General features: G+C 55.8%; 12 protein-coding genes. 1 reads left to right on the top strand and 11 read right to left on the bottom strand.

Going from position 1 to position 17,968, the window contains the following annotated elements; genetic code table 11:
- Positions 1-15: 15 nt before the first annotated feature.
- The 11 genes from BBAG_RS05680 to BBAG_RS05730 all read right to left on the bottom strand — a co-directional run bounded on the left by BBAG_RS05680 (position 16) and on the right by BBAG_RS05730 (position 16,945).
- A complete protein-coding gene (locus tag BBAG_RS05680) occupies positions 16-759 on the bottom strand; it encodes an ATP-binding cassette domain-containing protein (RefSeq protein ID WP_003826891.1) in 744 nt (247 codons plus the stop codon).
- Positions 760-770: 11 nt separating this feature from the next.
- Positions 771-1,496: an NAD(P)H-dependent oxidoreductase gene (locus BBAG_RS05685; protein WP_003826893.1), complete on the bottom strand. Its 726-nt coding sequence runs from the start codon at positions 1,494-1,496 to the stop codon at positions 771-773.
- On the bottom strand, positions 1,496-4,606 hold the full coding sequence (locus tag BBAG_RS05690; protein WP_050754779.1) for a type 2 lanthipeptide synthetase LanM family protein: 3,111 nt from the start codon (positions 4,604-4,606) through the stop codon (positions 1,496-1,498). The genes BBAG_RS05685 and BBAG_RS05690 overlap by 1 nt, the downstream gene beginning before the upstream one ends.
- A 25-nt stretch (positions 4,607-4,631) precedes the next feature.
- On the bottom strand, positions 4,632-5,291 hold the full coding sequence (locus BBAG_RS05695) for a hypothetical protein (protein WP_003826895.1): 660 nt from the start codon (positions 5,289-5,291) through the stop codon (positions 4,632-4,634).
- 23 nt (positions 5,292-5,314) lie between these two features.
- Positions 5,315-5,995, bottom strand: coding sequence for a hypothetical protein (locus BBAG_RS05700; RefSeq protein ID WP_033508429.1), 681 nt, complete (start codon positions 5,993-5,995; stop codon positions 5,315-5,317).
- Positions 5,996-6,068: 73 nt separating this feature from the next.
- A complete protein-coding gene (locus BBAG_RS05705) occupies positions 6,069-6,275 on the bottom strand; it encodes a lichenicidin A2 family type 2 lantibiotic (protein ID WP_003826899.1) in 207 nt (68 codons plus the stop codon).
- Between the two features lie 346 nt (positions 6,276-6,621).
- Entirely contained in the window at positions 6,622-7,773 is a 1,152-nt protein-coding gene (locus tag BBAG_RS05710; RefSeq protein WP_003826901.1) for a sensor histidine kinase, read from the bottom strand.
- On the bottom strand, positions 7,763-8,428 hold the full coding sequence (locus BBAG_RS05715; RefSeq protein WP_003826903.1) for a response regulator: 666 nt from the start codon (positions 8,426-8,428) through the stop codon (positions 7,763-7,765). Before BBAG_RS05715 ends, BBAG_RS05710 begins: the two co-directional genes overlap by 11 nt.
- A gap of 154 nt (positions 8,429-8,582) precedes the next feature.
- The gene (gene ligA, locus BBAG_RS05720; RefSeq protein ID WP_003826907.1) at positions 8,583-11,366 is read right to left on the bottom strand and encodes an NAD-dependent DNA ligase LigA; all 2,784 of its coding nucleotides are present in this window, start codon (positions 11,364-11,366) and stop codon (positions 8,583-8,585) included.
- An 11-nt stretch (positions 11,367-11,377) separates the two neighbouring features.
- Positions 11,378-14,668 carry a tetratricopeptide repeat protein gene (locus BBAG_RS05725; RefSeq protein WP_003826908.1) on the bottom strand — a complete coding sequence of 1,097 codons (3,291 nt, stop codon included), beginning with the start codon at positions 14,666-14,668 and terminating at the stop codon, positions 11,378-11,380.
- A 177-nt stretch (positions 14,669-14,845) separates the two neighbouring features.
- Positions 14,846-16,945 (bottom strand): hypothetical protein, encoded by a 2,100-nt coding sequence (locus BBAG_RS05730; RefSeq protein ID WP_330935545.1) that lies wholly within the window; start codon positions 16,943-16,945, stop codon positions 14,846-14,848.
- 217 nt (positions 16,946-17,162) lie between these two features.
- Here BBAG_RS05730 and BBAG_RS05735 point away from each other — a divergent pair, with 217 nt between their 5' ends.
- On the top strand, positions 17,163-17,966 hold the full coding sequence (locus tag BBAG_RS05735) for an ATP-binding cassette domain-containing protein (RefSeq protein WP_003826910.1): 804 nt from the start codon (positions 17,163-17,165) through the stop codon (positions 17,964-17,966).
- Positions 17,967-17,968 lie beyond the last annotated feature (2 nt).

Raw genomic sequence — 17,968 nt, forward strand, 5'->3', positions numbered from 1 at the left:
AAGTCTCCTCTTAACTTACAAGCCAAAATCAACATGCCCATGTTCTTTGCCGAGCATCGCGGCCTTTGAGAATTCATCAAACGAGTTGAGATCGGAGAGCATCGCATCCAGGGCAATATGCTTGTGATCAAGCACGATAATACGATCAGAGACGTTCCAGCAATAATGCAGGTCATGGGTGATCGTAAGTATCGTACGGTTATCGGCACGCAGCCTTCCCATATATTCAATCAACAGATCACGTGTCAGCGGATCAATGGCATTCGTGGGTTCGTCGAGCATGATGACATGCGGGTCGAACATCATGCCGGCCACTATTCCCACTCGTTTGCGCAATCCTGAGCTTAGGTCAGAGACCTTTTTGTCCAGCTGGTCGTTCAATTCGAATGCCCGAACTAATGGATTCTTCTCCAAGGCTTCAAAAAAGGTCTTATCGTCATCCTTTGGCTTGAATAGCATCTTGCGGAACTTGAAATTCTCTCGCACGGTCATCGTGTCGATAAGGCCGCCCTGTTCGGTCATTTGGAATACGTCTCTCATTGAGGGAACAAACGCTTTGTTAATGGCAGCGTACCCCGACCAGGGCCTCCGTAATCCAACTATGAGATCGAACAACGTGGTTTTCCCAACACCGTTATAGCCCAAAATAGCCAATGACTGTCCCTTGGGGACTGCAAAGGTGATATGTTCGAGCACCGCCTGCTTACGCTTGTACCCAAAAGTCAAGTCGTTTACTTTGATAATATCCGTTGTGTTCATGTGTATTCCTTTCAGTGCTCCACCTGTGGTAATGACGCAAAGTACTCCGCCAAGCTGTCACAATCGAACATGCGGTGCTTTTTCCAATACCGATATTCGGCGTTTTGTTCATTCCGGCGGATATACGACCGTTTATAAGAACGAAACAGTTCCTCTTGATAACCATTAGGCATGGAAGCCTCGTGCGACGTAAGCGCAGCAAGAATATGCCGAGCCGCGCCCTGTGCCTCATTGTTTTCAAAAGGCATGCCATATGTGTTGTATGCAGTCGGATCTCGGACAATGCCCAGAGAATCCATGAAACGCTCCAGCATATCGCCAACTTTGAGATATCCGTTCGTGCTGGCGCTTACGAGGGGCATCCCCGGCTTGCCGCTCAGATAGAACAAATGAGACCAGTAGCATAATCTATCCATTACGATCTTCATGTCACCCGACACGTTATGCCCATATGTTGGCGAACCGAGAATCAGGTAATCGCAATGCTCAATCATTGTTTTCAGTCTCCCCGAATCATCGATTCCAAGGAGCTCCTGCCGGTCAACGCCGGTCGAGAATTCCCACGCTGTACCGTCAGAGGGAAGGATACGCAGATCTTTAGGCGTGCATATGGTCCACGATATTTGCGTATCGATACTGTCCTGTAGTGAGGAAAGCCATTGTTGTATTAAGACGATGGCCTGCAATGTTCGGGATTGCGGGTTGCGGGAACCACAGTAGGCAAAAATTCTGTACATTAGATCTCCAGTGAAAGTAGTGATGGCACATCTGGATTCTGAACCCTCAGCATGGCGTATGCCACGCCAAGTGGTCCGAGGAATACCGACATGTTCGGGAATGCACAGACCTTCCCAAAATCAAAATGCTTGTTGCACGATGCGGCAGCGACCATATCGTCCATGAGGTGACGCGCCAACGCCGAGTATCGTTCGTCATTCGTGTTCCGGGCCAGTGAGACAAGAACGTCAATCGCACCGGAACGACCGTGGCACAAAGAATCGTCCACCCAGTCGCATGAATCGATGAGCTGTTTTACCGATGAAAACTCAGGGAAGGGCTTGCCTGCATCATCAAAAAAACGACGTCCGCAGGCAGTGCATCGGTCAATCTCATTCTGCGCCCATAACAGGCCGACTGTACCTCGACACCACTTGCCGCGCTCCCTTGAGGACCGTACTGGCTGAGCCTTATGCTTCGCCATGGCCTTTTCCCATATCTTTTGCGCATCATCTGCAAATTCGGTATCGCCGACGGCGGCATACAGACGCCACAGAGCTACGCTGATTCCTTCAAGACCATGCCCTGCGCCGGCAGGAAAACTGTCGTCCGAATTAGCATTTTCCTCGCGTTGCAATCTACAAGCTGTTTTTGCAACGATTCTTCCTAATTGGGATAATTGGATGAGGATATCGTCATCCCGAAGAAGCTCCCATATCCTCAGATACAGTATGATCACACTAGACGCACCGGCAAGATAATCCATACGGTAGGTAAACCTGTTCGCCTTACCGACCTTCGACAATCGCACGGATTCGTCTTTCACATAACGCTCCAAACGATCCATAATCTGCAAAGCAGAGTTCGTCAAGATATCGGACTTTATGCCAAGGCTCCGGAGCATTAACGCCGGGTATATCTGCGATAGCCCACCGGTAAAAGCCGATTCCGAAGCGCTAGGCGAGGTACGTAATTGGATTGACCGCATTGTTTTCAATGCATAATCGGCACAACGTCTATCGCCAAAAGCTTGTGACAAGCTTGCCAGGAAAATGGCGGTTCCACCACATCCGTCATACAGATCAGGAGAAGGCACGCCAACGGCATTCGCATCGTTCTCAGATTCCCCTGATTGCTTTGTGCAGATCCACGATACCGTGCTGCCATCATCGGACAGTATCGCTTGATCAACCAGATAATGGCCTATCATGAGAGGCCACTCGTTGATGGAAGAAGAGATTGCCTGACGCTGGCGCACTGGCATATGGAATGCATTTCTGATAAGAGACTCCTGCAAGCTGGCTTCTTCATGAAGATGTCTCTTGGTTCGCATAATACGTTCGATGGCGCTGTATGCGAATGAGGGACCGCATTCTCTTCCTTCTCCATCCCTCAATATCTTGGAATCAAGAGAAGTAGCAAACATTGGAATATCACCATGAATCATCTGCTGATACTCACTAAGAAAGATATGCTTGTTTTTGTATGGGAATACATAAAGATTCTCTAATATCGCCTCTACTTTAGTCATGTCATCAAGCACCTTCGGGTGATGCATGTAATTCAAGAAGCGAGCATATACGCTGGTGGCCCTTACGAGAACGCGAACCGTTGCTTTCCCGCGTTGCAGAATGCGGCATAACGCATCATCCGAAATGCGGCCCAACGCATGCACTCCACGTGTAAAGCCATCAAGAATTTCATGAGCATAGTCAGACGGATTAACGACGTCATCGTTATAATGCAGAACATTATCTTTTTTGCTAAAAACGACATGTTGCTTTTGAAAACAAGCGCCGTCCGTATCAAGCATTACCGGTACCGGAAATAGCGTGGGGACTTCCTGATCTTTGACATTCAGCGCACTAAAATCGATTGATTCTCCTTCGGCATTCAGCACCATGCGTGTCGGGAGGAAGGACGTTCCAGCCAACGAGTCACGCAACCGCCTCGCCACTTTCACGTCAGCGGTCTCTCGCAGACTGTTTTGGGAATCCATTTCCACATAGTTGGAGCACACGGTCTCATAGTCGATGATTTGCGGATATTCACCATCGGAGATGATGTTCTCATAATGCATGTCATTGCCGTGCAGAAACCACACCAGGGCAAGAAGCTCGCCGATTCTCAGGTAGTAACGAGATACCTGGTCACATGTCAGACATTGCGACTGCCGCACGAATTCCTCAAACGCATATCCATCTTCGGGAAGCACTCTTGAGACATGCAGAGGCAGGAAATCATCGGACCGTTCACATTCATGAGCAAGATCGGCAAACAGTACATGAATCGAAAGATCACGTGGCTTGTAAACGACCTTGCTTCCATTATTGAATTCCAGAATGGCGACCGTACGACCATGATTATGCGCGTCCCCGCCATCGAGACGAATATCACTCAACACGAGCGGCACAGTGCTCTTCAGGAACATCTTGAGTTCCGAATCAGACTCTTCAAGTCTTGTGAACATTTCACGTATAAAGGCAATATAATCCGTGGTCGCTTGTGTCAGCATGCGAGCCAGCACCGGATACCGAGAGTACAACAACCGCTGATACGCATACGTTGAAGCCATGTGTATGAAGGAAAGCATACGTTCATGCCCGTCAGTCCCCTGCAAATTCCCATCCGCGTTCTCACGGCGCATCTCCAACACCAGTGTTTTCAAACCGATGTTCAGCAGACGATTAGCCAATGTTCCTCTTATGCTGTTTTGAACATTGTCATATGAGTTCATCTGCGAATCGGGAATTGTTGTTCTCAGCGTCTTTTCCGCATAAAGAATAAAAGGCATGAAGATATTAACATATCCTACGTTAATATCTTCAACGAATTTGCTGTTTGAAAAGAAGGCGAATATCTTTTCAAAATCAGAATACCATGAAGAAAGATTGCCCTTGTTTCCCTTTAAAAACGACTTTCCATCAATGCATTTCGCATATTTTTTCTTATCATAACCACGAAGCTCAAGCATGCTGGCAAAATCATCGGGGCGCAACGCGCAATTTCGCGACATCCATTGACTGATAACAGAATCGACAAACGAATCATCACCGGAAGCGTCATCGTCATCAATCAACGAATAGCGTTCTTCGATGGTATCCGCATACATACTTTTTACAATATCCACAGCATATCCCCTTCAATGAATTACATTATTTACTCAGCATGAGAAGCGTCTTGCAGTACATTGTTTTTTCTCTTCTTGCGATAATCATATTTACGCATAGTGTCACCAAAACCGCAGCTATGCAGAATACATAAAACGGTATGAAAGCATATTGCAAAAGCATCAGCAAGGCCATTGCACCACTCGATACCAGAAGTATCAGAAGTTGCAACAATGTCTGGGAATCCGCTTCGACAGAACAATTGATGGCACATACCATAATCACAGATAAAGCCAAGAAAGAAACAACAACAAAAGAAACCACATCAGCCATTGCCATGGAATAATCATGAAAACAATGTTTCAATACTCCAAAAATAAAACCAGCGGCATATATTGGCACTACAACCAAAAAAGAAAACACATACCGCTCAACAAGATATCCATAAATACCATATCCCACTCTATGAATCGAACTTATTATATCGCAAATATAATCTCCATAAACCAAAGAAGACAACTTAAAAACAGAAATCGTCACCAACAATCCAGGCAAAACGAAAGAGAGAAACACGTCCATTACTGGCTGCAATGTACCATACATTGCGCTTTCCACTGCCAACGTCACGCAAATTCCCAATATCTCGAGTGCGACAAATCCAGGCTTTCTTGCCTTCAAGCAATCACGATACAGCAACGCAATCATACAATCACCAACACCATACAGCACTAGGCAAAAACAGATATCGTCTTCACATATTCGGTTTTATATGTGACAAACGTATATAGATAAGCCACAAAACCAACGCCAATCAATATGGCAGCACTCAGCCACACCGGAAACCCAAATAGGGGAACAAATGCCACACCTATACAAATCAATCCGCAAATGATTAGTCCCAAAAATACCACATTTCGATCAGTCTCATCCTTTAATCGAAAGACCAGCATATTGGCAACCGATAATTCCGTGAGCGATGTCATAAAGGCTATGCCTATTGTAGGCAATAGGCACATTACCTCAGACGGATAAAAAAGCTTCATATATATTCCGACAGCAATGTATACGAGCACGAACAGCAGATTGTGAGGCAGCGTGAATCCTATTTTCTCCAGTAAATAATAATTCATGCCACGCCCCGACTGATGCAGGATCTTGATAATACCGACATGCCTGTCTTCGATGAGAAGGAACGAATTTGTATATACTGACGCGAAAAACGATGTACATAACATACTGTCAACGAGTCCTTGCTTCGCGGTTATAGGCATCACGTCGCCCCCTCCGACCTCATACATCCACCCAAGCCAGATTTCCATGATTATCGCCGTAAAAACAGTTACCAGCCAGAAACTCGCATACTTCGGTTTCTTATACAACTGCAAATCCCTGTACAGCAGCGCTTTCATATGCACCCCCTTATAGAAAGGGTGCCGCGGCATATAAGCCACGCCGCAACACCCAGATCTCACCAGTCGTCGGTTAATGCTTCTTGCAGGTTCCGCCAACATGGAAATACGATGCAACAGACATCGCAACGGAAACGGTGACATCAACAGAAACCGCAATGGACAGTGACTGCGGGGCCACATCGTTGCCACGCCCGGTCAGCAAGGCCATGTCCTCAGGCGAGAGATCCGAAAAATCATCCCCCACAATGGAATCGACATCAATACTCGTATTGCTCATAGCAGAGCCTCCTTCAACGTACACACCGTTAGGTGGCTTCCGGAGCGGAAGCGCGGCCAGTATAAGCTCTTCGCAGCAGAGATCGCCCGCCCGTGTATCCCAGAGGAATACACGAACTTTGTATTGTGGCTGGTCTTTATATCATTGTTGTTGTCGTCAATATCAAGAACGGAGCCGTGTCATGCCAATACAACATACAGTCAAAACTATGCTTGCAGTCATGCTATCCATTTGCCTGGTTTGCGCAACAAACGAGCAACCGCTATCCGCCGATTCCGGGAATATCACACTCAATGTGGCCTGTTCATTCATGCCATGGCTGTGCCATCATTAGCATCTCACGAGCTTAGGATTCCGACTCGCTAACCAGCGGAACGCATACCGTCAGATGCCATTGTCTGCTCTTCTTCCAGCATTGCATCTTCCCACCCAGCAGCTCTATTTGTTTGTTGTGCAGTCGGATCCCCCTGCCATGAGGAATATGCCAATCGTTCACTGGATGAATCTCATTGGATTGCGCGATAAGCAATCTACCGTTGCCTATCGTGATAACGACCTTGTATGTTCCGTTTGGATTACCGTGCCGTTGAATATTGCGATATATCTCCCTCATCAACGACAGCAGAACATCTTCCTGCTGCACCGATATGCCTTCGGCAACTCCGGATATTTCCGTTTTCCCTCTAAAGCCTAAGTTCTGCAGCAATGCATCTTCCGCATCCGTAACATCTTCCAAGTGCTCCATGAATGTGCCATGCGATGGCATAATCTGCTTGGAATCCTCATTGCTGAGCAGATCTATGACCTTATATATATCCCGCAAGGTTGAGACAGCGAGACGATTGACATCAGACCAAGCATGGTTTTCACAACCACCAGTATGAATATTATGCTGTGCAATCTGCGATATTTTAGTCAGATTCGCTGTTGTGGAGTCATGAATGCCAGCGGCGATCCTATTCCTCATTTGCAGATGCTCCAGCCTCATCTTATCGATGCGATTCAGATCAACCTGCTTCCTCCAACGCAGGGCATATCCAACAAAAATCGCACAGCCGAGCATAGCCAGAGAATTGATCACACCATACATATCCATGCCCGTGTCATAATGCCATGCAACCTGAATAATGAAGACTCCCACCGATTCAACTGCGAGCATCAACAGGCATATCCGCAGGCGGGACGAATACCCCAATATTCCAAGTACCGCGAATAAAGTCAGCAAAGGGTTCGGCACCGTCTCTGTCATAGGCAGCAACGTACCTATGATAGAGACAATTCCTAAACCGAACGATGCCGGTAAGGGCATGACGATTATTCCGGCAATACATACTATGGCAATTGCCGCATAGATAATCTGGACCATATCAAGCGGAAGCACAAGTGCGATATTCGAAAAAGTCAAAGCATAGAGCGCAGCGGCTATGAGGATATATGGGATTCGCGCACTGCACCATTGCCTCAGCCCCGTGAGAACCTCTCGAATTCTATCGTTCATTGTTCCACCACATCGCCATTGCTTCCTTGGTACTACGCGCATTCAGCTTCTTGCGCAATCGGATAATATGCGTCTTCACGGTGCCGATGCCAATGGACAGCATGTCGGCAATATTGCGAGGCTCCATGCCTTGCGCCAAAAGCGTCAGAATCTGCTGCTCCGTGGGCGATAGGCGTTGAATCGGGCACATATCGGATTCCGCAAGTCGTTGATGCGCGGTCTTCGCATCCACAAAATCGATGTTCCCGCACATCCCCAATGTGCCGTGCTTGACTATCACATCAATCGAGTCAACAAGTTCATTGAGATTGACTTTAGGAATAATGCCCTGAGCACCAGCTTCAGCGGCACGGTTTGCATAGCGATCAATCGAGAATGCCGTGATAGCAAGCAACGGAACCCGCTCGGTTCTTCGACGTATTTCCCTGCACACACTTACGCCACTAATATCTTCCAGGCTCATGTCAGTCAATAAGATATCCGGCATAGTAACGGGATCCAAAGCCCAATCAATGGCATCGGCGCCTCTACGCGCGGACCAGCACACGTCGAGCCGTGGGTTCCTGCGAGGGATGGCCATCTTCAGCATGTCCAAGGTAAAGGCATCGTTGTCCACCAGTGCCACGCGAATGCGGGAATCTTGACGATCGTTCATATTTCATAGAATAGCTGTACTCCCAAAAGCTGAGCAGGAATCCACCAACAGTTGGGTGCCGATTCGGACGCTTCCCGCTAATTGCCTGTCGATTCGGTCGTTTCCGGGGCTGAAAACGACCGAATCGACACTCATCTGCCAGAATTCGTTCGAATCAGTCGAGTTCCTCTTCGGCTTCCTCTTCGATTGCGTCCTCAACCGCATCCGCACCGTATTCGCCGGCAAGCAGCAGTTCGAATTGCGCCTCATCCAGCATGGGGATGCCAAGCTCCTCGGCCTTGGCGGCCTTGGAACCGGCGTTCGCGCCGATCACCACGTAATCGGTTTTCTTGCTCACCGAGCCGGCGGCCTTGCCGCCACGCTCCATGATCGCCTCCTTGGCGGAATCACGCGAGAAGCCCTCCAGCGAACCTGTAACCACCACGGTCTTGCCGGCCAGGGTCTGCGGCAGGCTGCTCTTGGCTGCCTCGCCCACACCCACGCCGGCCGCACGCCATGCGGTCAGGGTCTGGCCTCGCCAGTCCCCCGGTTCGCGCGCGGCGGCGAACCAGTGCACCACCGATTCGGCGATTTCCGGCCCTACGCCGTCGATCTGCGTCAGATCGTCCACACTCGCCTTGCTGATCGCGTCGAGCGATCCCATGGCGGAGGCGATCAGTCGCGCGGTGGGCGGCCCCAGTCGGCGGATCGACAATGCCACGAGCACGCGCCACAGGTCGGCCTGTTTGGCCTTGTCGATTTCCTCAAGCATTTTGCGCGTGTTCTCGGCGGGTTTGACGATGATCGGCGTAATCGTGGTCTCGCCGGACCGTGATGTCTTCGTCTCCTCACGCACCACCACGGCATCATCAGGCACATTGAAGCCCGGATAGCGTGCAACGAGTGAAGACTCGGCAGATTCCACGCCGTCAGTATTCTCGGCACCGGCCTTTTTGCGCATCTTGGGCGCGGGCGCGGCGGTCGTCCAGAAGGCCGGCACCTGATGCCATAGGCCGGATCCGCCGATCCTCTTGCGCACCTTGCGTTTGCGCCCGTTATTGCCCATGACTTCGCGCACTTCGATGATCGGCGCCTCGCGCCATACACGCACGTCTTTGAGATCGGCGGCGGTCAGATCGAAGATACCCGCCTCGGAGCTCAGCACCGGGGTCTGCACGGGCGGAAGCTCCACTCCCTCCACCGGCTCGTATTCCTCCGGTTCCTCGCCGGGCGCGACTAGGATCTCGGTGATGTTCGGCGCGAACGTCGCCACGGAATCCGGCCTGTTCTCCTCCGGATTCGTCAACGCGATGGCCGACTGGTCGCCCAGATGCTCGATGTCGAATGCCTTGCGCATGCCCAACGAGATCACACGCTCGGTCAGCTGCGCCGGGCAGCTTTCCACATTCGGGCAGCGGATGTCCTTGTCGCCCTCTTTGGCGGGCGCCAGCTTCGCCCCACAGCTCGGGCAATGCTCGGGCATCACGAACTCGCGCAACTCGCTCTCGCGCCCTTTGCGGCGTTCCAATACCGGCCCCACCAGTTCGGGGATCACATCTCCGGCCTTGCGCACCACCACGGTGTCACCGATCAGAATGCCTTTGCGCTTCACCTCGAACGGGTTGTGCAGCGTGGTGCGGGCCACAGTGGAGCCGGCCACATGCACGGGCTTCAGCATGGCCACGGGGGTCACGCGCCCGGTGCGCCCCACCTGCACGGTGATGTCAAGCAGTTCGGTGTTGACCTCCTCGGGCGGGTACTTGTAGGCGATAGCCCAGCGCGGCGCACGCGAAGTGGCACCCAGGGAACGCTGCAACGCCAGATCGTCCACCTTGACCACAATGCCGTCGAGCGCATGCTCGATGTCGCCGCGATGCTCGCCGTAGTAGTCGATCATGTCAAGCACTTCGGCGAACGAGGCGACAGTGCGGTTGTGCGGCGAGACCGGCACACCCCACTTGGTGTACAGCTCATAGGCCTCGGACTGGTCGTTGATCTCGTCATGCCCGGCATGCCCCGCACCCCATTCGAGTCTGCCGATGCCGTGCGCGTAGAAGCTCAGACGGCGGGTGGCGGTGATGCGCGGATCCTTCTGACGCAGCGACCCGGCGGCCGCGTTGCGCGGGTTGGCGAACGGTTCGCGCCCGGCATCCTCCTGCTCGTCGTTGAGTCTACGGAAGTCGTCCCAGCGCATGAATACCTCACCGCGGATCTCCACGAAGTCGGGGATGTCTTCGGTGGGGCCGGCAAGATTGGCCGGAATAGTGCCGATGGTGCGCACGTTAAGCGTGATGTCTTCGCCGGTCACGCCGTCGCCGCGCGTCAACCCCTGTTCGAGTACGCCGTGGCGGTAGATGAGGTTCAACGCGAGCCCGTCGATCTTGACCTCGCAGCTCATCGGCAGCGGCTTGCCCTCAGGCCAGTCGAGTCCGCGCAGCACGCCGTCGTACCAGTCGTGCAGCTCTTCGATGGAGAACACGTCGTCAAGACTCATCATGCGCGAGGGGTGGCGTACGGACACGAAGTCGTTGGAGAAAGTGCCGCCGACGCGACGCGTGGGCGACTGCGGATTGTCAAGCGTGGGGAACGCGGCCTCGAGCCGTTGCAGACAGCGCAGGCGCGCATCATAGGCGGCGTCGGAGCTGACCGGCGCATCGTCGATGTAGTAGGCGATCTGATCGGACTCCACCCATGCGGCGAGCTTCGCCCACAGCCGGGCGGCGGTGTCCGCCTCCATGCCGGAGACATCGAGCCGGTTCAGCCGCAGGGCGTCCTCGTCGGTGGCCTGCAGCACGGCCACCCACTGTTCGGAGCCGCTGGGGAATCGTGCGATGCCCTCATTGGCCACAATGGCAATGTCGGGTTCGCCGTTCCGTTCGTCCTTACTATCATCCGCATTCGTCGACGCGCCTGCCAGACCGTCGAAATCCCATGCCAGCTGTTCGCTCTCGTTGCTCATACTCCCCGATTCTATTCGCTCAGCGAACGGATGAACTGCGCCTGCACCACGTCAATGCCGTTCGACTCCGTGTCGTTCATGCGTGCCGCCGCCACCGCCAGCGTACGGGCGGGAACGAACAGGCCTTCGTCCACGGTGATGCGCACGGCCTGGCGCACGATGCCGGCGGCTTCGGTGTCCGGCCAGACGGGCAGACCGTGATGCTTGAGCACCATGGCGGCCTCCTGAACGTTCTCCGGCACGAGAATGCATTGCGAATCGGCTCGCGAAACAAGTTCGCGCAGCTCCTCCTCCAAGGTCATGATCTTCCCGGGCGCAATGTGGTTGCTCATGATGTATGCCGCGGCGGCGGTGTCGAAACGATCCTGCATCCATTCGGCATATGCCAGACGATAGTAGGCGAACGCGGCGTCGTCACGGTCGAGCGCCACCAGCAGCGCGTTCAGGCATGCAGCACGCGCGGAATCCCAATCCTCGTCCCGCGCCAATTGCACGGCGAGCTTGAGATGCGCCAACGGGTAGGACGGCGCGTACGCCACCATGGCGTTCAGGTGCGGCAGCGCCTCCTTGGTTCCCCTAAGCTGCGCGTACATGTCGGCCATTTCCATGTGCATGTAGAACAGATTGTCGGGGATGAGCACGGTATGCTCGTCGGGCGTGGCGAACAAGCGATTGTATACCACGCGTTCCGCGTAGGAGTTGAAATATCGCGGCACTCCATCGCCCTGCGCATACAGCGCATCCATACGCTTGAGCAGGTTCTCCGCGGACTCGCATGCCTGATCCGGCTGCCCGGAGAACAGCATATCGTGCATGCGTGCGCGTTCGTTGTCAAGCTGGGTCGCAAGATCAAGCTTGACCGTTGGGGTATCGCGCCCGTCGATCAACGCGCCGGCGATCGCCGCGGACTGCTCGCTCAGCTCCGGATCGGCGATGGTGTCGATGATGCGCGTGGCCTCCTGCGCCTTGGCGACGGATGGCATGGCCGTATCCGAGGCGAGACGGTGGAATTCGCTGTCGGCACGCTGCATCACATCGACGCGTTGGATGGATAGGCCGAACGCATTGCGCGCGCCCAATGCCTGCGCCGCCTCCGGAGTGAACTCGTGATCAGCCATCTCCGGTTCCTCCTGGGAGCCGGCTGGAGCGAAACCACGATCACGCAGGTCGAAGTCGGGCACGATCTGCTTGAGGCCGCCGTTCTCGTCAACATCGATTGTCGCATTGAACATACGGTACGTGTCTTGGGGGTGTTCAAGCCCGTCCTGCCTGATGCGTTCGAGGAATTCGTTTCGGGTGAACCGGACCGTGGCCAGCGTGCGTACCGTGGGATTGCGCCTGAGCACGTTCATCGGATCGTCTTGATTGCCGTCATCGTCGCTTTTGAATCCGGCCGGCTGTTCGCCCGGGTCGGCGAAGGTGGTCTCGTCGATGTCGATGCCTTTGACCAGATCCTCGAACCGCTGTTCCATGGAGGCGTCGCCGGCATCGGCATCGGATTCGTCATGAGGCGCGCCGACCGGCGGCATGAACGAGTCCGCACCCATCTCGGCAATGGATCGAGCCGCGGTACGGGAAGGGTCGCCGTGCATATCGCCGTCCTTGGGCTCGGCCTTGCTGCCGGTCGGTCCCATATCACCGGTATGCATGCGCTCGAATGCGCTCAACGCCTCGCTCATCATCGCCTCGATGGCGGTGTCCTGTTCGGCCACGGCCTCCTCAAGACCGAGCGAGTCAACATGCAGCGACACCTCCTGCACAGTGTCACATGCGCCAAAGCTCAGCAACGCCAGCATCAGGCCGACGCGCAGATTATAGTCGGCACTGAGCGCCGCACGCTCGCGGTCCCTCAAGGTTACCCATTGGCCGGACTGCTCGTCATAGCGGGTCGCGGGCATCATCGAAACGCCGGCCGTGGTGAAGCCGACCGCCACGCTCCCCCGCGCAAGATCGGACCGCAATGCCGCGTCGAATCGGTACGGCAGGCGCAGGCTGCGTACCAGCAGCGACATGGTCTGCCGATACACCCATTCGGAATCGGCCGGTTTACCCGTCTCCTTCGAAGCTTTGCGAGCCGTATCGAACAGGATCTGCATGGAACTGTGCCCCGGTTCCGGCGCATGGTCGACGCCCAATGCCAGCAGGGCCGGGTTCTTCAGCAGGTTCATGTCGATGGCCGCCGCCTGCTCGCGCGTCACGGTCTCCTCCGTGGGTTCCAATCCAAGACGCGAGTTATGTTCAAGCCACGAGCTGACCATGGCGAATCGGTTGAGGTTGCCTTCGATGGCGAGCGCCCGCAGCGCTGGGGCAAGCGCCAGCGAGGAATCCCAGTTGAAGAAGTATGCGCCGGAATAGCTGGAGGTGTACAGGTGCAACGGTTCGGCCCCGTGCTTGGCTTCAAGTCCGGGGATTTCGTCGAGTGCCCCGGCTTCGCGCATGAGCTCGGCGAAGTGGTCTTCGAGGCCGGAGACGCGCATGTTGCGGGCACGGGCTTCCAGCATGTCGCGTACGGAACGGCGTATTGCGCCGATCGGCGCCTCGCGGTTGAGCCTGCGGAAGATGTTGCCGGCGCCGAAGCCGATCAGTGCGCCGCTCATCTGTGGCAGCATGTATGCGGCGAAGAAGGCGATGGCGATGGCGTCGCGGTATTCGAGGTTCTCCCGCATGGTGCCGGGCAGGTTGCGACGCATCTGTTCGAGCCGGTATCTGCCGTCTTTGCGTGACCATGCTGCCAGCCAGGTCATACGGCCGGTCATGTCTCGCCCGACCACGCCGCCGTAGTCGTGGCGTTCCTTGGAGAAGATGAAGCGCGGTTCGATGCCTTGCGGATCCATGCCGATCTCGTTGCCGACGAAGACGCGCCCCTTGCCATCGGCCACGGCAATCTGTGCGAAACGATCGCGCCCGGCGAACAGGCCGAGGGAGAATACGTTGCCCTGGTAGGTTGTGCTGGGCAGCTGCGCCCAGCCGAGGGTCAGTTTGCCGGGGACCTCGTCGAAGTCAAACATGTGGCGTTTGACCAGGGGGCCAAGCCGAACGGCATGTTCGGCGAATTGGTCGATGATGCGCTGTGCCGGCTGATTGTGCGCCCCGGTGTTTGATGCATCGTGGGATTGCGCAGGCGCGGTGGAGTCGCTGCCGGCGTGGAACCTGTTCTTGTCTGGGCGCGGGTCGGACGTGGCGCCGAACGGGTCGACCATGCGCATGGTCGCCTTTCCTTGGCGCGACAACCGCGACGCCCATTGCCGCGCGCGCCCCAGGGCATCCCCGAAGGGGTCGGAGTGTGACTTGCGTGCTGACATACCCACATTCTTTCAATTCATTCAGACATGCCCGCCGATTATTGCCCTCGGAGAAACCCGGAGGCTCGGGATGGCTGCCATACTCGTTCCATTGCCGTGTTCGCTGTCGGGCGTGGCTCTGGCGACGCCACGCCCGTCATCGTTCCCGTGTGCGGTTGCGGTTCTCTACGCAATCGTTTACAGGAACCAAGCGAATACATTGTAAAACAGGTTGGGCGCGGCGGAGACCAGCGCATCGTGGCGGCCGATGGTGAACAGCGACAATACGGCCACCGCAATGGCGAACAGTGTCGCCAGTGCGATCACCAGTCGCGCCGCACGGATTCCTACCGGCGGGTTGCTGGCATGCGATGCGCCGTTGCCATCGATCATGCCTGGCTCCCCCAGCAGCCGCAGCAGTACCGGCAGGCTTGCCAATACGAACAGCCATCCGAAGTCCGCCATATATCTCCAGCCGAGTCCGGCGTTCATGGCGTCGAATACGACCAGGACAAAGGCCAGCGCCAATGCCGTCAGTGTGGTGCGCGTGCGCCCGGGCCGGCCGTCTTGAGAGTGCAGGAACGGTAGGGCGAATGCCAGAGCCGCCACCGGGCACATGGCGAACAGTCCTCCGATCATCGGTTCCATGTAGGACCATTCGGGCATGGCGGCAGCCGATAGCGCGATCCAGGGGAAGCTGCCGGTGAAGCGCAATGGCAGCAGCAGATAGCTGCCGATTGTCGGCATGATGTTCGCCGGGGAAACACGGTATGCCGTCATATCGGTGACGGTGAGCTGGTAGCTGTTGCCGAAATTCAGTGGCGAGCCGAATCGCGCCGCATTGTAGGCCATGAGCGGCAGGACGGGGATGAGTGCCGCGATGATGACCACGATTGGAGCACGCAGCGTCGTCGCCATGGGTTCCGCTCCGTTCCGCAGTGCGCGGACGATGGCCTTCAGTTGCGGCCAGAATATGGCGATGCCCAGCAGTGCCGTCAGGCAGAAGGTGGGGCGACAGCCGAAATTCGCCGCGATGCACAGCGAGCCGAAGCCGACCTTGGTCAACGAGAGCGCGGAAGCATCCCCCACCTGCCACCGGTTGACGGCGCGTATGGCGGTACAACGGCCGCGAATGCCACGCCGCCCGGTTCCGGCATTATCGTTGGCGTTTCTGCATTCCGCCCCAAGCCACAGCCAGATTCCCAATGCGCTCAACGCGAGGGACGCGGCGAACGGCACCGAATAGAAGTTGCGGCGGAACAGCAGGTAGCCGGCGTTCGACCCCAACAGCATGGTGGTAAGGGCGATGGATGTGGCGCCCAGCGATGTTTTCGGCGCGATGCGGGCGATGACGCGGATGACAAGCAATGCCAGGAACAGTATGGCGAGCAGCATGAGCAGCAGCACGGCGGCGCCGCTGGACAGCATGTGGCCGGTCAGCAATCGATACGGCATGAACAGCAGCACGGCCGGCAGCACGCCGAAATACGAGTACCAGTGGCCGTTGTAGTAGACGTAATCCCAGTAGATCGGGTTCACGCCTTCGGCGAGCAGCCGCGCACGGACATCGGTATTGTACGGATTCGCGGCTGCGGCGAGCGCGTCCGGCACATTCAGGTCCAGCGATGTTCGGCCTTGCAGCAGTGCGTCGGCGATATGCCCGTATTGGTCGAAATCGTAGGTGTACCCGCCCGCTTCGTGGAACACCAGTGGCTCGCCGGCCAGCTGCGTGACGATGCCATAGACCATGGCAAACACGATGGGAGCTGCGATGCATAGGCCAAGCGCCCGTTGCGCGGTGCTTGCCGTGTCAAGCGGGATGCGCCAGAGCCGCGATCCGGGTCGCCAGCATGCCACGGCAAGCAGTATGGCCGCCATAATCGCCACGCGTGCCGGGTTGAAGTCGAAGGGGACTTTGACATTGGCGCGCACCGCCTGGATGGGGATGAGCGAACCCTTGGGCTCTTCGATGCTCATGCGCAGGGTTCCCGATCCCGGCGCATGGACATAGCAGGAACGTGGGGACTGCGGGCTGAACGATGTCGCAGACAGGCTTCGATGGTCGACCGACACCCTGATGTGCACGGCGGTGAGGGCTTTGCCTGTGACGAACGAGGGATCGATGCGGGCGTAGTCGGAGGTGCCGTCGGCCTGTACTTCAAGCCATGCCTCGGTAGGGTCGGTGATGCGTAGCATGCCTTCCTTGGTACGTTCGAGGCCGGATCCCATGGCATTGGCATATGCGGCGGTGTCGGTGCTTGCGCCGACCGTGCGCCAGAACGGCATGTTGAACGCCACGCATTCGATGAGGAGTATCGCCAGTATCGCGGCCAGTATCGTGCATAGCGTCCGTCGGCGTGCACGACGGCCCGTATGGATATGCCGAGGGTTCCTGGGCGCTGGGCGGTAGGGAAGGTGAAACACCCCCTCATTCTATATGTCGGTGCAGGATATGACGGTGGCATCACGCACGCCATGCACATGCCTCGTGTAGCCGCATGCGTAAGATGGCGGTATGCCATTTTTTGCCAAGCGCACCATGCAGCCGAAGCCGCAGCAGCTCACTTTCGCCCTTGCCGATGCGGGGCTCGTCTACGATGACGGCACGGCCGGGCTGAACCCCACCTCGCTGACCATCGCCGAACGCCGTGTGGCCGTCATCGGCTTGAATGGCACCGGCAAATCCACGCTGCTGGGATTGTTGGACGGTACGCTGAAGGCCACCACGGGATCGGTATCGATCAGCGGAAACGTGCCAGGTTGCGCCACGGAAACCCTTGATCCGACTTCCAAACGCGATATGAAGCGCATCGACGAGCTGATCGGGCGCGTACGACGCGAGGAGATTCCCGAATCCTTCCATCATGCCGATTCCATCGCCGACGCAATCGACTCCATGTTGAAGAAGCGCCGCGTGCCCGAATCCGAACGCCAGGCGACCATCGGCAATCTGTTCGCGCATTTCTCCCTGGCCAATGCGGCGAAGGAGCCCGCATCCGCGTTGAACAGCGAACAGCGGCATCTGCTGGCGATCGCCGCGGCACTGAGCCTGAGACCAAGCTGCATTGTGGCGGACGAGCCTTCCAAGGGACTGGATGAGATCGGCACCGCGCATGTGGCCAAGGCCCTGTTCTCATATAACAGTCAGGTGATCTTCGCCACGCACGACACGGATATGATCGTGCGCCCCGACTATGCGATCGAACGCACACTGGTGCTCGACAGCCAGTCCATCGTGTTCGACGGCACACCGGTGGACGCTGTCGCGTTCTACACCGATCTGATCCGTCGGCGCTACGAGACAGCTAGGCTCGCCTGAAA

Origin of the sequence: Bifidobacterium angulatum DSM 20098 = JCM 7096 (genome assembly GCF_001025155.1) — a bacterium.
Classification (GTDB): Bacteria; Actinomycetota; Actinomycetes; order Actinomycetales; family Bifidobacteriaceae; genus Bifidobacterium; species Bifidobacterium angulatum.